Origin of the sequence: Collinsella aerofaciens (assembly GCF_040910185.1) — a bacterium.
Taxonomy (GTDB): Bacteria; Actinomycetota; Coriobacteriia; order Coriobacteriales; family Coriobacteriaceae; genus Collinsella; species Collinsella aerofaciens_BF.
On the sequence record NZ_JBDGBA010000001.1, the window covers coordinates 158049 to 174198 of the forward strand.

At 58.6% G+C, this 16150-nt stretch carries 13 protein-coding genes and 1 riboswitch; of the genes, 6 read left to right on the forward strand and 7 right to left on the reverse strand.

The window, feature by feature from the left end:
• Window positions 1-34: 34 nt before the first annotated feature.
• The 5 genes from hydA to dpaL form a co-directional block, all read right to left on the reverse strand.
• Complete coding sequence (gene hydA, locus AB5Z54_RS00655) at window positions 35-1402, reverse strand: dihydropyrimidinase (RefSeq protein ID WP_368135385.1); 1368 nt, start codon at window positions 1400-1402, stop codon at window positions 35-37.
• Between the two features lie 8 nt (window positions 1403-1410).
• Window positions 1411-2025: a nucleotidyltransferase family protein gene (locus tag AB5Z54_RS00660; RefSeq protein WP_195503610.1), complete on the reverse strand. Its 615-nt coding sequence runs from the start codon at window positions 2023-2025 to the stop codon at window positions 1411-1413.
• Window positions 2026-2175: 150 nt separating this feature from the next.
• A complete protein-coding gene (ygeW, locus tag AB5Z54_RS00665) occupies window positions 2176-3378 on the reverse strand; it encodes a knotted carbamoyltransferase YgeW (protein WP_349074861.1) in 1203 nt (400 codons plus the stop codon).
• Window positions 3379-3579: 201 nt separating this feature from the next.
• Entirely contained in the window at window positions 3580-4965 is a 1386-nt protein-coding gene (locus tag AB5Z54_RS00670; protein ID WP_117821229.1) for a YgeY family selenium metabolism-linked hydrolase, read from the reverse strand.
• Window positions 4966-5039: 74 nt separating this feature from the next.
• Entirely contained in the window at window positions 5040-6254 is a 1215-nt protein-coding gene (gene dpaL / locus AB5Z54_RS00675) for a diaminopropionate ammonia-lyase (protein WP_118266260.1), read from the reverse strand.
• Window positions 6255-6531: 277 nt separating this feature from the next.
• Between dpaL and AB5Z54_RS00680 the strand changes: the two genes are divergently transcribed.
• Window positions 6532-7185: a helix-turn-helix transcriptional regulator gene (locus tag AB5Z54_RS00680; RefSeq protein WP_022094290.1), complete on the forward strand. Its 654-nt coding sequence runs from the start codon at window positions 6532-6534 to the stop codon at window positions 7183-7185.
• Window positions 7186-7308: 123 nt separating this feature from the next.
• Window positions 7309-8295 carry a hypothetical protein gene (locus AB5Z54_RS00685; RefSeq protein ID WP_368159678.1) on the forward strand — a complete coding sequence of 329 codons (987 nt, stop codon included), beginning with the start codon at window positions 7309-7311 and terminating at the stop codon, window positions 8293-8295.
• Between the two features lie 37 nt (window positions 8296-8332).
• On the opposite strand, the gene AB5Z54_RS00690 is transcribed toward AB5Z54_RS00685, so the two are convergent.
• Complete coding sequence (locus tag AB5Z54_RS00690; RefSeq protein WP_368135029.1) at window positions 8333-9655, reverse strand: ATP-binding protein; 1323 nt, start codon at window positions 9653-9655, stop codon at window positions 8333-8335.
• Between the two features lie 269 nt (window positions 9656-9924).
• A riboswitch (SAM riboswitch) is annotated at window positions 9925-10015 on the forward strand.
• An 8-nt stretch (window positions 10016-10023) separates the two neighbouring features.
• On the opposite strand from AB5Z54_RS00690, the gene AB5Z54_RS00695 reads away from it, so the two are divergent.
• Both AB5Z54_RS00695 and xerA read left to right on the forward strand, forming a co-directional pair.
• The gene (locus AB5Z54_RS00695) at window positions 10024-10452 is read left to right on the forward strand and encodes a hypothetical protein (RefSeq protein ID WP_368135030.1); all 429 of its coding nucleotides are present in this window, start codon (window positions 10024-10026) and stop codon (window positions 10450-10452) included.
• A 526-nt stretch (window positions 10453-10978) separates the two neighbouring features.
• On the forward strand, window positions 10979-11962 hold the full coding sequence (xerA, locus tag AB5Z54_RS00700) for a site-specific tyrosine recombinase/integron integrase (RefSeq protein WP_195232258.1): 984 nt from the start codon (window positions 10979-10981) through the stop codon (window positions 11960-11962).
• Here xerA and AB5Z54_RS00705 read toward each other — a convergent pair.
• Window positions 11931-13025: a restriction endonuclease subunit S gene (locus tag AB5Z54_RS00705; protein ID WP_368159681.1), complete on the reverse strand. Its 1095-nt coding sequence runs from the start codon at window positions 13023-13025 to the stop codon at window positions 11931-11933. The genes xerA and AB5Z54_RS00705 overlap by 32 nt on opposite strands.
• Window positions 13026-13169: 144 nt before the next feature.
• On the opposite strand from AB5Z54_RS00705, the gene AB5Z54_RS00710 reads away from it, so the two are divergent.
• Complete coding sequence (locus tag AB5Z54_RS00710) at window positions 13170-14669, forward strand: type I restriction-modification system subunit M (RefSeq protein ID WP_195232264.1); 1500 nt, start codon at window positions 13170-13172, stop codon at window positions 14667-14669.
• A complete protein-coding gene (locus AB5Z54_RS00715) occupies window positions 14659-16149 on the forward strand; it encodes a type I restriction-modification system subunit M (RefSeq protein ID WP_195232266.1) in 1491 nt (496 codons plus the stop codon). The genes AB5Z54_RS00710 and AB5Z54_RS00715 overlap by 11 nt, the downstream gene beginning before the upstream one ends.
• The last annotated feature ends 1 nt before the right edge of the window (window position 16150 follow it).

Consider the following 16150-nt stretch of genomic DNA (forward strand, 5'->3'; position numbering starts at 1 on the left):
CCGTCCCAAATTAGCTACCCCGGCACTCCCCCCGTTAGCGGGACACGTAGCGGCCGGGTTGGGCTCCGGTGGGCTCGCCGTTGCGCGCCACCAGCACGCCGTTCACAAACACAGCCTTGGCGCGACCATGCGCCTTAAAGCCCTCGAGCGGCGTGTAGTCCACGGCCTGATGCTGCGTCGCCGCGCTAATGGTCCAGCGCGCCTTTGGATCCCACACGCACACGTCGGCATCGGCACCCTCGGCAAGACAGCCCTTGCGCGGATACATGCCAAAGACGCGCGCCGGGTTCTCACTCATCAAGCGGCACAAATCCTCGGGGCCCAGCTGTCCCTCAAAGCTCGTAGCGATCGCGACGGGGCGATGCTCCACACCGGGCCCGCCGTTGGGAATCGCGCGGAAATCGTCGCGCCCGCGGTCCTTTTGCCCGTGCAGGTTAAAGCTGCAGTGGTCGGTTGCAATCGTATCGATCTCGCCGGCCACAAGCGCCTCGCGCAACGCGGCACGGTCACCGGCATGGCGCAGCGGCGGGCTCATCACGTACTTGGCGCCCGCAAAGCCGTCCTCGCCCTGCTCCAGATAGCAGGTGTCGTCGAGTATCAGATACTGAGGGCATGTCTCGACATAGATGTTCTTCTGCCCGCGCGCTTTGGCAGCGCGAATGGCCTCGAGCCCCAGCTTGGTCGAAAGGTGCACCACGTTGACCGGGGCGTCGCCGGCCAAGTGCGCCAGATACAGCAGGCGGCTCACGGCCTCACCCTCGCACGCGTCCGGACGGCTGAGCGCATGCCCCTCGGGCCCATGAATCCCCTGCTCGTACACGCGCTTCTGCAGCTCATTCACCAGCGTACCGTTCTCGCAATGCACGCACAGTATGCCGCCAATACGCTTGAGCTCCTCGAGCACCTCGAGCGTCTCGGCATCGTCCAGGCGCAAATGATCGTAGGCAAAGTAGGTCTTAAACGACGATACGCCCGCCTCGCGCATAGCCGAAAGATCGGCGCGGTTGCGCTCATTCCACTCGGCGAGTGCCATATGAAAGGCGTAGTTGGCCGTGCAGGTTCCGTCGGCACGGCGATGCCACTCGGCAAGGGCGTCGGGCATGGTCACGCCGCGATCGGCCGTCGCGTAGTCCACGATGGTCGTCGTACCGCCGCAGGCAGCCGCACGCGTGCCGGTTTCAAAGCTATCGGCTGTCCAATCCATGCCAGTCCAGCACTGCATGTGCGTATGGCCGTCGATAAAGCCGGGGAACACCCAACAGCCCACGGCATCCTCGACGGTATCGCCCTCGGCCGGCTCAATCGCCGCGGCAATCCGCACAATCTTGTCGCCCTCCATGGCAAGATCGGCGCGGCGAAGCCCCTGGGGCGTCACGAGCGCGCCGTTTTTGATGATGATCATGTTGCTCCTTATTGATTAATACAGTTGGCCACGCGATCAAAATACGAGCAGGCGGCAATATGCTCCGTTATGCGTCGCTGTCCCTTGACGGTATCGACGTCCCACAGCTCGTAGGCACGCGCCTCGACCAGCACCACGTCGGTGCGACCTTTGAGAATCGAGCCCCCGCCGTCCTTGCCCTCAAGACACATAAGTGCATCGAACAGTTCCGCCGGAAAGAGCACCGGGCTCGAAGGCTCACCGTTACACGCAAGACGCACCGGATGTTTGCGGCCACGCTCGTCAAATGCACGAACCATAGCCTCAAAAGAATCCGAACTCACGAGCGGCTGGTCGCCCGGTAAAAAGAGGCAACCTTTCCAGTTGCGTTCGACTCCCCACGAAAGGCCCGCACGGACGCTTTCGCTGCGCAGCTCGCCATCGTGCAGCACGCACGGGCAATGCTTGTCCTCGCAAATCTGGGCGACCTCGGGCCAACGCGTCGAAACCACAACGTCAAAGCCCCGGGGAACCGAATCGATGGTCCGGGCAATCAGCGGCTCGCCATAGATATCGGCGAGCATCTTGTTGGAGCCAAACCGCTTGCCCTCGCCCGAAGCCATAATGACGCATCCAAGTTTCATGGTGATACCTCCCCTGAAACCATCGTACCCATAACTCGCGCCGCGGGCATCCACATCGAAAGCGCTTATCCCGCACGCCCGCGATGCAAAATAGGGGCACCCCGCCAGTTGGCAGAGCGCCCCCTTTACATGGCTTACCTCAGCCCGGCTTTAGGCCTGGAGCCAACGGGCGGTGTTGCGCTCGTCGAGGGCCTTGAGGGTAGCGGCGGGATCGGCAACCTTCTGCAGGAACATCATGGCAGCGATGGCGTACGGCTTGTAGCTGGCCTCCTTGTACATGCCCACGCGGTGCATGTCGAAGACGTCGGCGTTAACCTCGCCGTGTTCGCAGGAGACACCGGAGATGTCGGCGGGCAGCGGGTGCATAAAGATGGTGTCCTGGCCGTTGGCAGTCTTCTCCATGAGCTCGGTCGTGGAGCACCAGTCCTGATGGGTGGCGTTCTGGGCGAGCAGCTCCTTCTCGAGCGCTGCGATGCCGGCGTCGTCGCCCTCGGCGTACAGGTTGGTACGCTTCTCCATGGCGGCAAACGGAGCCCAGCTCTTGGGGATCACGATGTCGGCGCCCTCGAAGGCCTCGGCCATGGTGTTGACCTGCTTAAAGGTGGTGCCGGACTCGGCGGCATAGCCCTTGGCGCGCTCGACGACCTCGGGCATGAGGTCGTAGCCCTCGGGGTGGGCCAGGGTGACATCCATGCCAAAGCGGGGCAGCAGGCTGATCAGCGACTGCGGGCAGGACAGCGGCTTGCCGTAAGAGGGCGAATAAGCCCAGGTGACGGCAACCTTCTTGCCCTTGAGGTTCTCAAGGCCGCCAAACTCGTTGATGAGGTAGAGCATGTCGGCAGAGGACTGCGTGGGGTGGTCGGAATCGGACTGCAGGGAGATGAGCGTGGGACGGTGATCCAGAACGCCGTCCTCGTAAGCCTGCTGCACGGACTCGGAGACCTCGGCCATGTAGGCGTCGCCCTTGCCGATGTACATGTCGTCGCGGATGCCGATGACGTCGGCCATGAAGGAGATCATGGTAGCGGTCTCGCGGACGGTCTCGCCGTGAGCGATCTGGGACTTCTTCTCGTCCAGGTCCTGCAGCTCAAGGCCGAGCAGGTTGGCGGCCTTAGAGAAGGAGAAACGCGTACGGGTGGAGTTGTCGCGGAACAGGGAGACGGCCAGACCCGAGTCGAAGATCTTGGACGAGACGTTGTTCTCGCGCAGCTCGCGCAGGGCGTCGGCGATGATGTAGAGAGCCTTGAGCTCATCGGTGGTCTTGTCCCAGGTGTGCAGGAAGTCGCTGCCGTACATACCCTTAAAATCGAGGCCGTTCAGCTGCTCGACGAGCTCGGTAAACTTAGCGTCCATGGAAATGTCCTTTCTAAAGATGAAACGATCGCAGTGAGTAGATGTGCTCCGGCATGCGCGTGTGGCTAGAACATGCAGAGCACCATGACGAGGACCCGCCACCGTTGAGGAAGCATGGGAGATAACGACCGCGGGCCCCAAGTCAACAGGAGGCGCCGGGGGCATAAACTGTCCCCGGCTCAACAAAATCGAGGAATGGGACTAGTCGATCTTGTTGTTGGTCAGACCGGCGCGGAACACGGTGGCGTCGCCATCGGCCTGGCTCGGATCGTAGAGGTTCAGGGCAGCCACATACATGGCGGCAGCGGTGACCAGGTCGTCCTTGTAGGTGACCTCGTTGGGAGCATGAGCCTGAGACTCGGCACCCGGGCCAAAGCCCACGCAGGGGATGCCGTAGCGGCCCTGGATGGAAACGCAGTTCGTGGAGAAGGTCCACTTGTCGCACAGCGGGCGACCGGTGCGCTTGTCCATGCTGGGCTCGCAGCCGATGCGCTCGTCACCGAACATGGCCTTGTGGGCGTCGACGAGGGCCTTGACGTGCGGAGCGGTCTCCTTGTTGATCCACGTGGGGAAGTAAGCCTCGGTCTCGTAGACCTCGCCGGTCCAGGACGGACGGTCGTACATGTACATGGAGACCTTCACGTCGTCGCCGTACTTCTTGGCGGCCGGCAGGTTGCGGATCTCGTCCAGGCAGGACTCCCAGGTCTCACCGGCGGTCATACGACGGTCGATGGAGATGGCGCAGGAGTCAGCGACAGCGCAACGGCTGGGGCTGGTGTAGAAGATCTGGCTGACGGTGCAGGTGCCGCGGCCCAGGAAGCGGGCATCCTCGAAGTGCTCGGGGTTGTACTTGGGGTCGAGCATCTTGACGAGACCCTTGATGTCGGTCGACTCGTCGCAGCCGTTGTTGTTGAGGGCGCGGACGTCGGCGATGATGTCGGCCATCTTGTAAATGGCGTTGTCGCCGCGGTCGGGAGCGGAGCCGTGGCAGGAGGTGCCGTGAACGTCGACGCGGATCTCCATGCGGCCGCGGTGACCGCGGTAGATGCCGCCGTCGGTGGGCTCGGTGGAAATGACGAACTCGGGCTTAATGCCGTCCTTGTTGTAGATGTACTGCCAGCACATGCCGTCGCAGTCCTCTTCCTGGACGGTGCCGACGACCATGATCTTGTAGCCCTCGGGGATGAGGCCCATGTCCTTCATCATCTTGGCAGCGTAGGTAGCAGAAGCCATGCCGCCCTCCTGGTCGGAGCCGCCGCGGCCGTAGATGATCTCGTCGGTCTCGTAGCCCTCATAGGGATCGGCGTCCCAGTTCTCGATGTTGCCGATGCCGACGGTGTCGATATGGGAGTCGATGGCGATGATCTTGTCGCCCTCGCCCATAAAGCCCATGACGTTGCCCAGGCCGTCGACCTTGACCTCGTCATAGCCAAGGTTCTCCATCTCGGCCTTGATGCAGGCGACAACCTCGCCCTCCTCGCAGGACTCAGAGGGATGGGAGATCATAGCGCGCAGGAAGCGAGTCATATCAGCACGGTGAGACTCAGCAGCGGCCTTGATAGCGTCGAAATCGAGTTCTTTAGCCATTGTTCATAACCTTTCAAACGAAGGAATCTACCTGTGAGGTGGCGGAGCGATACCTATTTACTCCGCCCCAACGATTAGCAAGTGGGATATTCGCCTTCCCAAACAATACGGCGATACTGGTCGGGATCCGTATCGCCCTCGGTGGAGAAGCAGAGCACGGAGCTCGTCTTGTCCAGGCCGATGAGTTCCTTGAGCTCGGCGTACTCGGGATCGAGCATGAGGGTCTCGACCAGGCCGGTGGTCACAGCGCCGGACTCACCGGAGATGACGCGCGGGTCGCCCTTCTCGGGAGCGCCCAGGGTGCGCATGCCGCGAGCGGTGACCCAGTCGGGGCAGGACACGAAGGCGGTGGCGTGGTTGCGCAGGATATCCCAGCCCAAGATGTTGGGCTCGCCGCAGCACAGGCCGGCCATGATGGAAGGCATGTCGCCGTCCACGATACGCGGATCGCCATCGCCGGCGGCAGCGCCCTTGTACAGGCAGGCGGCAGGCGCGCACTCGACCACAACAAAGGTCGGCGGGTTATCGGGATACAGGTTGGTGAAGTAGCCCACCACGGCGCCGGCGAGCGAACCCACGCCAGCCTGGACAAACACGTGCGTCGGGCGGTTGATGGCCATCTCGCGCAGCTGCTCGGCAGCCTCGGAGGCCATGGTGCCGTAACCCTCCATGATCCAGGACGGGATCTTCTCGTAGCCCTCCCAGGCGGTGTCCTGAACGATGACACCGCGCTCGCAGGCATCGGCCTCGGCGGCGGCCATGCGCACGCACTCGTCGTAGTTGACCTCTTCGATGGTCACCGTGGCGCCCTCGGCGGCGATGTTATCGAAGCGGGGCTTGGTGGAACCCTTGGGCATGTGCACGACAGCCTTCTGGCCCAGCTTGTTGGCAGCCCATGCCACGCCGCGGCCATGGTTGCCGTCGGTGGCGGTAAAGAAGGTAGCCTGGCCAAAGTCCTTGGCAAGCTGATCGGAAGTCAGGTAATCGAAGGTGCACTCGGCAACGTCCTTGCCGGTCTCGTCGGCAATGTAGTTGGCCATGGCAAACGAGCCGCCCAGGACCTTAAAGGCGTTGAGGCCAAAGCGATAGCTCTCGTCCTTAACGCACAGGTTGGACAGGCCCAGGCGCGCAGCCTGACCGTCCAGACGGGCAAGCGGAGTGACGGTATATTGAGGGAACGACTGGTGGAAGGCGCGGGCCTTCTTCACGTGGTCGAGACTCATGATTCCCAAGTGCTTGTCATCGCTCTTGGGCATCGTGTTGCCCGCCCACTGGATCTTATCGGCCATACGGTGAACTCCTTAAGTTCTCTCTTGCCGGCCCCCGCATACGCGTTTCAGCGCGATCCCATTCACACGGCTGAACTTTTATGTGGATGCCAAACAAAAAGTTTGTTAGTAATGTTCTACCACACTTTTTGATTGGCATACCTAACGAATTGTTTGTTGCCGTAATCGGTACTTTTTCGCCGCCGAACGGTCACACAACGCAGCGACGCTTTCGTTATTTGCGGTCAAGTGTGGTTTATGGCAAAGTGTGCCCAAACTAATTTTTAGGAAGGCACCCATGACCCCCGCACAGATTGAGTTTTACAAGCGCCTAGCACACGGCCTGGCGCTCCAATTTGGCCCCAACTGCGAAGTCGTCGTCCACGACCTAGAGACCGAGGACGTGGACCACTCCATCGTAGTGATCGAAAACGGCCACGTCAGCGGGCGCAAACTGGGTGACGGCCCCAGCCATATCGTGTTTGAGTCCATGCACGAGGGCACCACCGACGTGCACGACCGCGAGCCATACCTCACCAAAACCACCGATGGCAAGCTGCTCAAGTCCTCTACCATCTTTATCCGCAACGACGAGGGCAAGCCCGTCGGCATTTTGGGCATCAACTTTGACATTACGCTCATGAAGGCTTTTGAGCGTTCGCTCGACGCCTTTACCGGCACCGGCGGCACGGGCTATACCGAGCCCGAGCCCATTACCAAGAACATCGGCGACCTGCTCGAGGACCTGCTGCACGAGTGCGAGCAGTTTGTGGGCAAGCCCGCGGCACTCATGACCAAAGACGAGCGTATTCGTGCCATTGGCTACCTCGACCGTCGCGGCGCCTTCCTCATTTCCAAGTCGAGCGAGCGCGCCTGCGAGTTCTTTGGCATCTCAAAGTACAGCTTCTATAGCTACCTCAATGAGGCCAAGGCGGCAGCCGGCGACAAGTAGGCACTCGCCTGGATTGCCCCTCCCCTTTTGGGTGCGAGTTCTGGAAAGCACGAATCCAAGACCGGGCCGCTTGGGAAGTTCCATATAATCGATGTCATTAGTATTTCGAAAGGATGGAACAGAATGGCGTTGAGCAAGGCATCATGCACCGGTCGCGGATTGATTCCGGCAATTGGTGGACATGTGCACCGCATGTTCGATGAGGGTGAAGACGACCTGTTTTCGCTAAGCCTTGACGACGTGATGGATGATCGCCCGTGGACCGCCGACGAACTCATGGGCGGCGGGGCTCGCCCGTCAAGCCCCGATCCCACACTTGCGCCTAAGCCCGCATCTGCGCCGACTCCTGCGCAGTCGCCCGTTTCGACGCCCGCGCCTACGCCCGCACCCACTTCGGCGCCCACGCCCGTTCCCCGCCCCGCAAGCGACCCGTCCGAGACGGCGGCATTTCTCGCTGCAGCGACGCAGGGCAAATCGGCCGACAGCACCGTTATGTACAACGCCCAGCAGTTACCTGTTCCTGCGGCACGCAAGCTTCCGGTCACAAGGCTCGATGAGCCCGTTGCCCATCAGGTTGCCCACGATTCCTGGGCTGCAGCCGATCTGGATGAGACCTCTACCGGCATGCCGGCGCTCGATGTTCCAGTTAACCCGCTTTTTGCCGCCAACACGGGCGCCGCGGACTATGAGGGCGGTGCGGCATATTCCGATTATTCCGATGACTATGCTGGCAACGGTCGCATCGAGACAGAGGATTATGGCACCGCATCGAGCGATTATCTCAACGATCCGTACGCTGCCACGCCTGCACCGGAATATGACCCGGAGGCCGCGTCCGCACCGGCGTATACCAAAAGCACGGGCGAAGAGCGCTTCGCCGATTATTACGCCAAGGAAAAGGCGCTGCGTTTCTCGGAATTTCCGCAGGCAGTCAAGGTTGCCTTTATCGCCATTGTCATTGCCCTGCTCGGCGTCATTGCGTTTGAGGGATTCCAGCTGTTCCGCGGCCCCACCCAAGCGGAGTCGGAGACCCAGCAAAAAGAGGACGATAACCAGTACCTGGACATCAACACCCTCAAGGGCGACCCCAACGACGAGGACGACGAGTAGCGAGGGTTAAGGGAGGGCCGGAAGAGCCGGCGGCACATTACGGCTCCAAAAGCCCTGTCATAAAGATGGGTAGATACAGCACGTCACCATCGCGGTGAAGATTACATTCCGCAAGTACCAGGGCGCGATCGATTCCGTAGCCCTTCGTTGCCAGTGCGTTATCGAGCGCCGCGTGGGACTTAAAGCTCTTGCCCGATTTGACCTCGATAGCAAGCACTTCCCCATCGAGCGTCTCCTCAACAAAATCGAGCTCGCCGACCTTTTTAGACGTAAAGTAGCGCAATCTGAATCCGTGGGCCTTGAGCTCTTGCGCGACAAAGCCCTCGAATGCCGCCCCCATATTCATGCCAAAGGGGCCTTCTGCCTCTCCATCAAAAACTCCTTGGGCAACCTTCTTGGAATATGAGGACATGAGCATTCCGGTGTCCAAGTAAAACAGCTTAAACAGATTTCGCTGCTCCCCCATTAAAAGAGGCGCTACCGGAGCTGTCACGTTATACACGGGAAGCGCAACACCCGCCTCCGAAAGCCAAAGAAAATGGTCTGTCACCTGCGAAAAACGCTTAACACCGCTAATCGACGACAGCTTGAATCGCTTGTTTTTTGAACCGGCCTCGCTGGGAATCAAATCATAGATATCGCGAATAACCAAGCGTAGCTCGGGCGGAGCGTACTTTGCGATGTCATCGCGATACAGGGCGTGAAGATCGCGGTGGATGTTTCGAACCTCGTCGACATTGCGCGTCGCCAAGAAGGAATTGACCGCGTCGGGCATGCCTCCCACCACCACATACTGATGGAACAGATTGAGCAAGCGGTCATACAGGTAGCCGGGGAGCTCCTCCTCATCCTTTAGACAGCCCCTGAGCATGTCAAACACGCTGGCACCAACGCCATTTGCCCAGCAAAACTCTTCAAAGTCGAGCGGGTACATCTGGACCTGCTCGACATACCCCACCGGCAGGGAATCGATGCCCTCGAGCTCAACGCCAAGGAGCGATCCGGTAAGGATGTATCGAAAGTCGCCGCGCTGGACCAGGTATTTGATAAACGTCACCACGTTGGGGCATCGCTGCACCTCGTCGATAACCACGACGGTCTTGTTCGCAACCATCGGCTGCGTCGCAGCGATAGACATGCGCATAAGCAGGTCATCCGCACTTTTCGCCGCCAAAAACGAATCACGCACGGACGCGTCGGCGATAAGGTCGAACGTCACGACATTTTCGAACGATTCGTTTGCAAAGACGTTGACCAGATATGACTTTCCTACCTGTCGGGCGCCCTTGACCAAAAGAGCCTTGTTAGGCGACGAGGCAAGCCAAGATTCAAACTGTGCTTTCGCTTTTCTCTGCAGCATAAGTGCATCCCTTATTACGTGCTGTTTTAGCACTAGGATACACTTTTCCGCGGTTGTTAGGTGCTCATTTCGACACTTTTTCGAAGTTCTAAAGTGTGCATTACGACACTTTTCCGTACTTTTACACGGGATATTTCGACACTTTTTCGAATTTAAGCCTAACAGCAGCCGGCGAAATCAAGCGCCGCTTGCACGTCATTTCGCAGGCGGCGCTTGATTTCTGTCCGTACACGTTGATAGACTTTCTCTTGCCCGCAAGGAGCGGGCGCGTTTTATCCAGAGTCGGGGTAGAGAGTTGGCTCCACGATCCCGACGCCAACCGGCCAAGAGGCACGGTGGCCCTGCCAACATCGATGAAAGGAGTCCGTATGGACAATTTCTCCGTGCGCAGTGAGCGCAACTTCCACAACCTGGCAACCAAGCCAAAACGAATGCATCTTCTGGACGAGCCGAGCGGCTATGCCTCGGCCATGGTCAAGAGCAGCCTCTCCCACCAGATGCGCTTTACGGTGCAGGTGCTCGAGGAAGAGCTCTGTGCTGCTGGCGGCCCGCACGTACTACAGATTAAGCTGCCCAGAAACGACTCGCGTGAGCCGTCCAGCTGGAAACTCTTCGCCGACGGCGTGTGCGTTGCGGACGGATCCGGCACCTTTGTTATGGATGCTATCGACCAGGGCATGATACAAGCCTGTAAGACATGGGGAGATCACGACGTATTTGCCGACATCGCAGAGGCAATCGTTCTAAGCAAAGCTGCATTTGATATCAAGGAGCGCGCTTGTCAGACGCTTTCATAAATCGCATGGACAGTTGGTCGGTTCCACGCCCAGCACCTGATCGAGGGCATGGTCGCCGCCGGGGTAGACCCGATGCTGGAAGATCTTCTCAGCGCTCCCGCGTAGATTAATCGAGCGCTCTATCGACAAAGATGCATCTACCATAACGGCATGGGGCGTGCTCGCCTTGTACCGACCCCAACCAATCCCGTCGGCGCGACTGCAGTCTCAAACAACCACCGGCACCATCCATCCGCACACGAGAGGCGATGGGCACAGGCGAACCCCTCAACCTCGCTATTCGTAAACTTCATCAGTGTTTCCACATCCCCATCAAAAGAATCCGAAAGACATCCCCCGCTAAGAAAACGCTTCTGAACATCTCGCTTTGCAGGCAAAGCCGCACCGGAGTGATGCAGAGGCCTGCGCAGGGTTTCACGGGTCCCCTTGACGCTGCCTAGCGGAAGTGCCACCCGGCATCCCTTCCATAACGCACGGGTAAACAAAGGGAAATAGCGCCACCCACCGCGCAAGGAAGGACGCCACCATGGATCTCACGAAAACGGCTAGAGAAATTACCCGCCTCATGCTCCCCTACCTGACCACGCAGCAGAACCGCCAGCTCAAAAAGGTTTTATCGCACTGCCTTTTCGATGAAAACCAGTTAGCTGAGAACAGCGGCGACAGTGACAACAAATCATTCCTCGATCTTTTTCTGTCCGCGAAACGCCTCGAAGGTTGCTCGGATAGGACTGTCGCCTACTACGAAGCAACCATTAATAAACTGCTTGAATCGTTCGACACGCCAGCCTGCGACCTGGGAACCGAAGAGATTAGGTCCTATCTTTCCGACTATCAGCAAAAAGCCGGCGTCAGTCGCGTCACCGTCGACAATGTCCGAAGAATCATCTCAAGCTTCTACTCATGGCTCGAAGATGAAGACCATATCATCAAGAGTCCGGTTAGACGCATTAAAAGGGTCAAGGCCCCACAACCCATTAAGGAAACGTATAGCGATGAAGTCGTTGAGATTCTTTGTGATAACTGCGGGTCGCCCCGAAACCTTGCCCTGATCGACCTGTTGCGCTCCACGGGCATGCGTGTGGGCGAACTTGTCTCGTTGGACAGGAGCTCTGTCGACACCATCAATCGTGAGTGCATCGTACACGGCAAGGGAAATAAGGACCGCATCGTCTATTTTGACGCAAAGACTAAAGTCCATATCGAGAATTACCTGTCAACCCGAATGGACAGCTCGGAAGCACTCTTCGTGTCGAGCAAGGCGCCACACGAGAGGCTACAAATTGGCGGCGTCGAGGCGCTGCTTAGAAAACTGGGGCGCGAGCTTGATTTAGGAAGGGTCCACCCTCATAAGTTCAGAAGAACGCTTGCCACAAAGGCAATCGACAAAGGAATGCCCATCGAACAAGTCCAGGTGCTCCTTGGCCATAAAAAAATAGACACCACATTAAGGTACGCAATGGTCGACCAGCGCAATGTCAAAGCATCCCACCGCAGGTACCTAACTTAAATTTCGATTTGTCGATCGAAGTGGCGAAGTCAGCGAATTCTCTCTGGAGGGAAAACGGAGGCACAGGAATCTCAATTGATCGAATTTTCCTGGTACTTAAGGTGTGTAAACCTGAGGTATTGACCGCTTTAGCCATGATTTGTCTCCTTCCTTCGGAGGACGACAAGAAAGTTTGAACATAAAGCGGGAGGGCCTCGTCTCTTAGGCGAACTCGGATTAGGTGATTCTGATGGACGCAAGGATCAATTTGACCATTCCAAATTGCCGATCTTCCTATTTGTGTATCGCTGCCATTACCCTCAACAATTAACAAGTCGCCGGATATTAGCCTAACGGCTTCATACTCCTGTTCCGTCAGTCCAATGGTCTTCACTTCCGTTAGGTCAAGTTCATTGGGGAGAATATTGGCGACACGAAGGTATGGAAGCTGCAACTTCATGGCTTCTCGTTTTTTGTTCTTTGTAATCCCGCCCTGAATATCAGCTATGTCTTCAAGATGTTTTATCGGAATGCCAGGCTTATCGAACATCTCGACAAATTGTGATTTGACGATGTCGTCGCAGGTGGCAAGCAAGCCGCGGTAACACCCCTTGAGCTGCTCGGCCTCAGAGAGGATGCCGGCAAGCTCGCGTTGCTTATCCAACGTCGGCAGGCTGAACTCCAGGACCCTGAGGTCCTTCCAGTTCGCCGTCGGCGAGAGCGAGCCCACGGAGACGCGGATGGCCTCATCGAGAAACACGTCCGAGCTAATGAAGAACGGGAAGAAGTCCGGATCGACAACGTCGGTTCTCGGGCGCAGCACCATGCCATGCGCCGAGAAGATGCCGTCGAACGGGGCGATGCCGACCTTCTTCTGGTAGGCCCTGCGACGACCGAACAACACGTCGCCCCTCTCCATGAGGAGCTTGCCGCCCTTCGGCGTCACCTCGGCACCCCAGCGGGTCACTTCGAGCGTGCCGGGGTCTAGGTGCTCGAGGCCGACATATCGCTCGCGGTCGCTGTCCTCGGGTTTCTTCTTCGCGGTGCTGTTCTCTGCTATTTGGTCGAACCTATACCTTGTCACGCTGCGCACCTCCGGCCGCTAAATTGTGATTTACAGACGCAGGATGTCTGAATGGGCGGCGATGCTCAGCTCATTTATCTCGGCAAATATGACGGTATAATCACAAGGGCTGTAATTTGTATTTTTGAGCTCATAGGTACCTGAATGACTGAAGAACCGATAAGTAAATCCGAGCTGGGAAACCACTTACTCGGAGCCTGCGATATCCTGCGTGGCCCCATCAACCAGGACGAGTACAAGAGCTACATCACACCGTTGCTCTTCTTCAAGCGCATCTCCGACGTCTACGACGAGGAGACCACCGAAGCTCTAGAGATGTCGGACGGAGACGAAGACTACGCCGCCCTGCCCGAAAACCACAGCTTCGCGGTGCCGGACGGCTGCCATTGGCAGGACGTGCGCAACACCGGCGCAAACGTCGGCAAGGCAATCGTAGACGCCATGGTAGGAATCGAACGAGCCAACCCCGATACCCTCAGCGGCCTCTTCAGTAGCTTCGACGATGCGAGCTGGACAGACAAAGGCAAGCTCTCCGACGAGCGCCTGAAGGACCTCGTCGAGCACTTCTCAGCAAAGAAGTTCGGCAACAGAAACTACAGCGCCGACATGATGGGCGACGCCTACGAATACCTGATCAAGAAGTTCGCCGACATGCAGAAGAAGAACGCCGGCGAGTTCTACACCCCGCGCGAAATCGTCAAGATGATGGTCTCCCTGCTTGAGCCGAAACCTGGCGAGACCGTCTATGACCCCGCCTGCGGCACGGGCGGTATGCTCATCGAAGCCGTGCGGCAGATGGACAACTCCAAGCTAGCTTACGGAAAGCTCTATGGCCAAGAGAAGAACCTCAGCACGTCCGCCATAGCGCGAATGAACCTGTATCTCCACGGCGCGAAGGACTTCCGCATCGCCCAGGGCGACACCCTGCGCGAGCCCGCCTTCCTTGCCGGGAACACCCTCAGGTCGTTCGACTGCGTCCTCGCCAATCCACCCTTCTCCCTTAAGAACTGGGGATCCGCAGAGTTCTCCTCGGACCCATGGGGCCGCAACATCTGGGGTGTCCCCACCGACAAGTCGGCGGACTTCGCATGGGTGCAGCATATGGTCTGCTCCATGGACGAGAAGAGCGGTCGCTGCGCCGTAGTGCTGCCCCAGGGCGCACTGTTCCACGGCGGCAAGGAGGGTGCCATCCGCAAGGAGTTGCTCAAGTCAGACAAGGTCGAGGCAGTGATCTCGCTCGCGAGCGGCGTCTTCTACAGCACCGGCGTCTCCGCCTGCGTGCTGTTCCTCCGGAATGACAAGCCTCCGGCGCATCGGGGCCGCGTCTGCATCATCGACGGTACCGAGATCTTCACCGCCCAGCGCGCGCAGAACATGATCACGGAGGAGAACGCTCAGGAGATGCTCTCCCTCTATCAATCCTACGAACCCGTCGTAGAGAAGTGCGCCATCGCGACGCTCGATGATATAGAGCGCGAGGGTTACGTGCTCTCGGCGAACAATTACGTCGAAAGAAGGCGCGAGGAGATCGAGCCGCCGGCGGAAACCAGGAAACGTTTCTACGACCTCCTTCGCCAGACGAGGAAGTCCGAGGAGAAGCTCCTTGAGCTGCTCTCAAAGGGAGGCTATGTCGATGGAGAGTAGAATCCCCCAGGAAGAGCTGAACAACCATCTATGGAACGCGGCGGTTCTGCTGCGCACCTACATCGATGCCGGCTCGTACAAGCAGTACATATTCCCGCTGCTATTCTTCAAGCGCCTCTCAGATGTTTACGACGAGGAGACCGCCGAGGCATTGGAAGCCTCTGACGGAGATGCGGAGTTCGCCGCCCTTCCCGAGAATCACAGCTTCGCAATCCCGGACGGCGCCCACTGGTGCGATGTCCGCGAGGCCACGGAAAACATCGGTAAGGCCATCGTGGGCGCCTTCCGCGCCATCGAGACGGCCAACGGTTCCAAGCTGCGTGGTATCTTCGGCGACGCCGCCTGGACTAACAAGAAACGACTTCCCGACCGCCTGCTCAAGGACCTCATCGAGCACTTCAGCGCTATAACGCTCTCCATCGCCAATTGCCCCGAGGACGAGCTCGGCCAGGGCTACGAGTACCTCATCAAGAAGTTTGCGGACGATTCTGGACACACCGCTCAAGAGTTCTACACCAATCGCACGGTCGTCCACCTAATGACCGAAATCCTCCAGCCCAGGCCCGGCGAGTCCATCTACGACCCCACCTGCGGCAGCGCCGGCATGCTCATCTCCTCCATTGCCCACCTCAAACAGCACGGAGAGGAATGGCGCAATGTTCACGCCTACGGACAGGAGATCAACCAGCTATCCTCCGCCATCGGACGCATGAACCTATTCCTGCACGGCGTCGAGGACTTCGAAATCGCAAACGACGACACGCTACGGCACCCAGCCTTCCTCGAGGCGGGAAAGCTGCGCACCTTCGATATGGTACTCGCTAACCCTCCCTACTCGATCAAACAATGGGACCGCGAGGCGTTCGCGTCGGACCCCTACGGCCGCAACTTCCTCGGCACCCCGCCGCAGGGACGAGCAGACTACGCCTTCATACAGCACATCCTCAAGAGTATGGACCCACACACAGGCAGGTGCTCCATTCTCCTCCCCCATGGCGTACTCTTCCGCAACGAGGAATCGGAGATGCGCGAAAGGCTCGTGAGAAGCGATCTCGTTGAGGCGGTCATCGGACTCGGCGCAAACCTCTTCTTCAACTCGCCCATGGAGGCCTGCATCCTCATCTGCCGCAGCGAGAAAGCGCCGAATCGAAGCAAGAAAATACTGTTCGTAGATGCCTCTGCCGAGGTAACCCGCAAGAACGCGCAAAGCTACCTTGAGCCTCAACACATCAAGAGAATCGTCGATGCCTACCGATCTGACGAGGACATCGAAGGGTTCTCATCCCACGCATCGTTTAGTGAGCTCGAGGGCAACGCCTTCTCGCTCTCCATCCCTCTGTACGTGAAGCCCTCCAATGATGAAAATGCTGACGACAGAAGCATCGAGGAGACGGTAGAAAGCTGGAGAGCCGCCTCCACAGAGGCCGCGTCCCTGCTCGATATTATTGCTGCGAAATTGCATGAAAACGATGGTGAGTAAC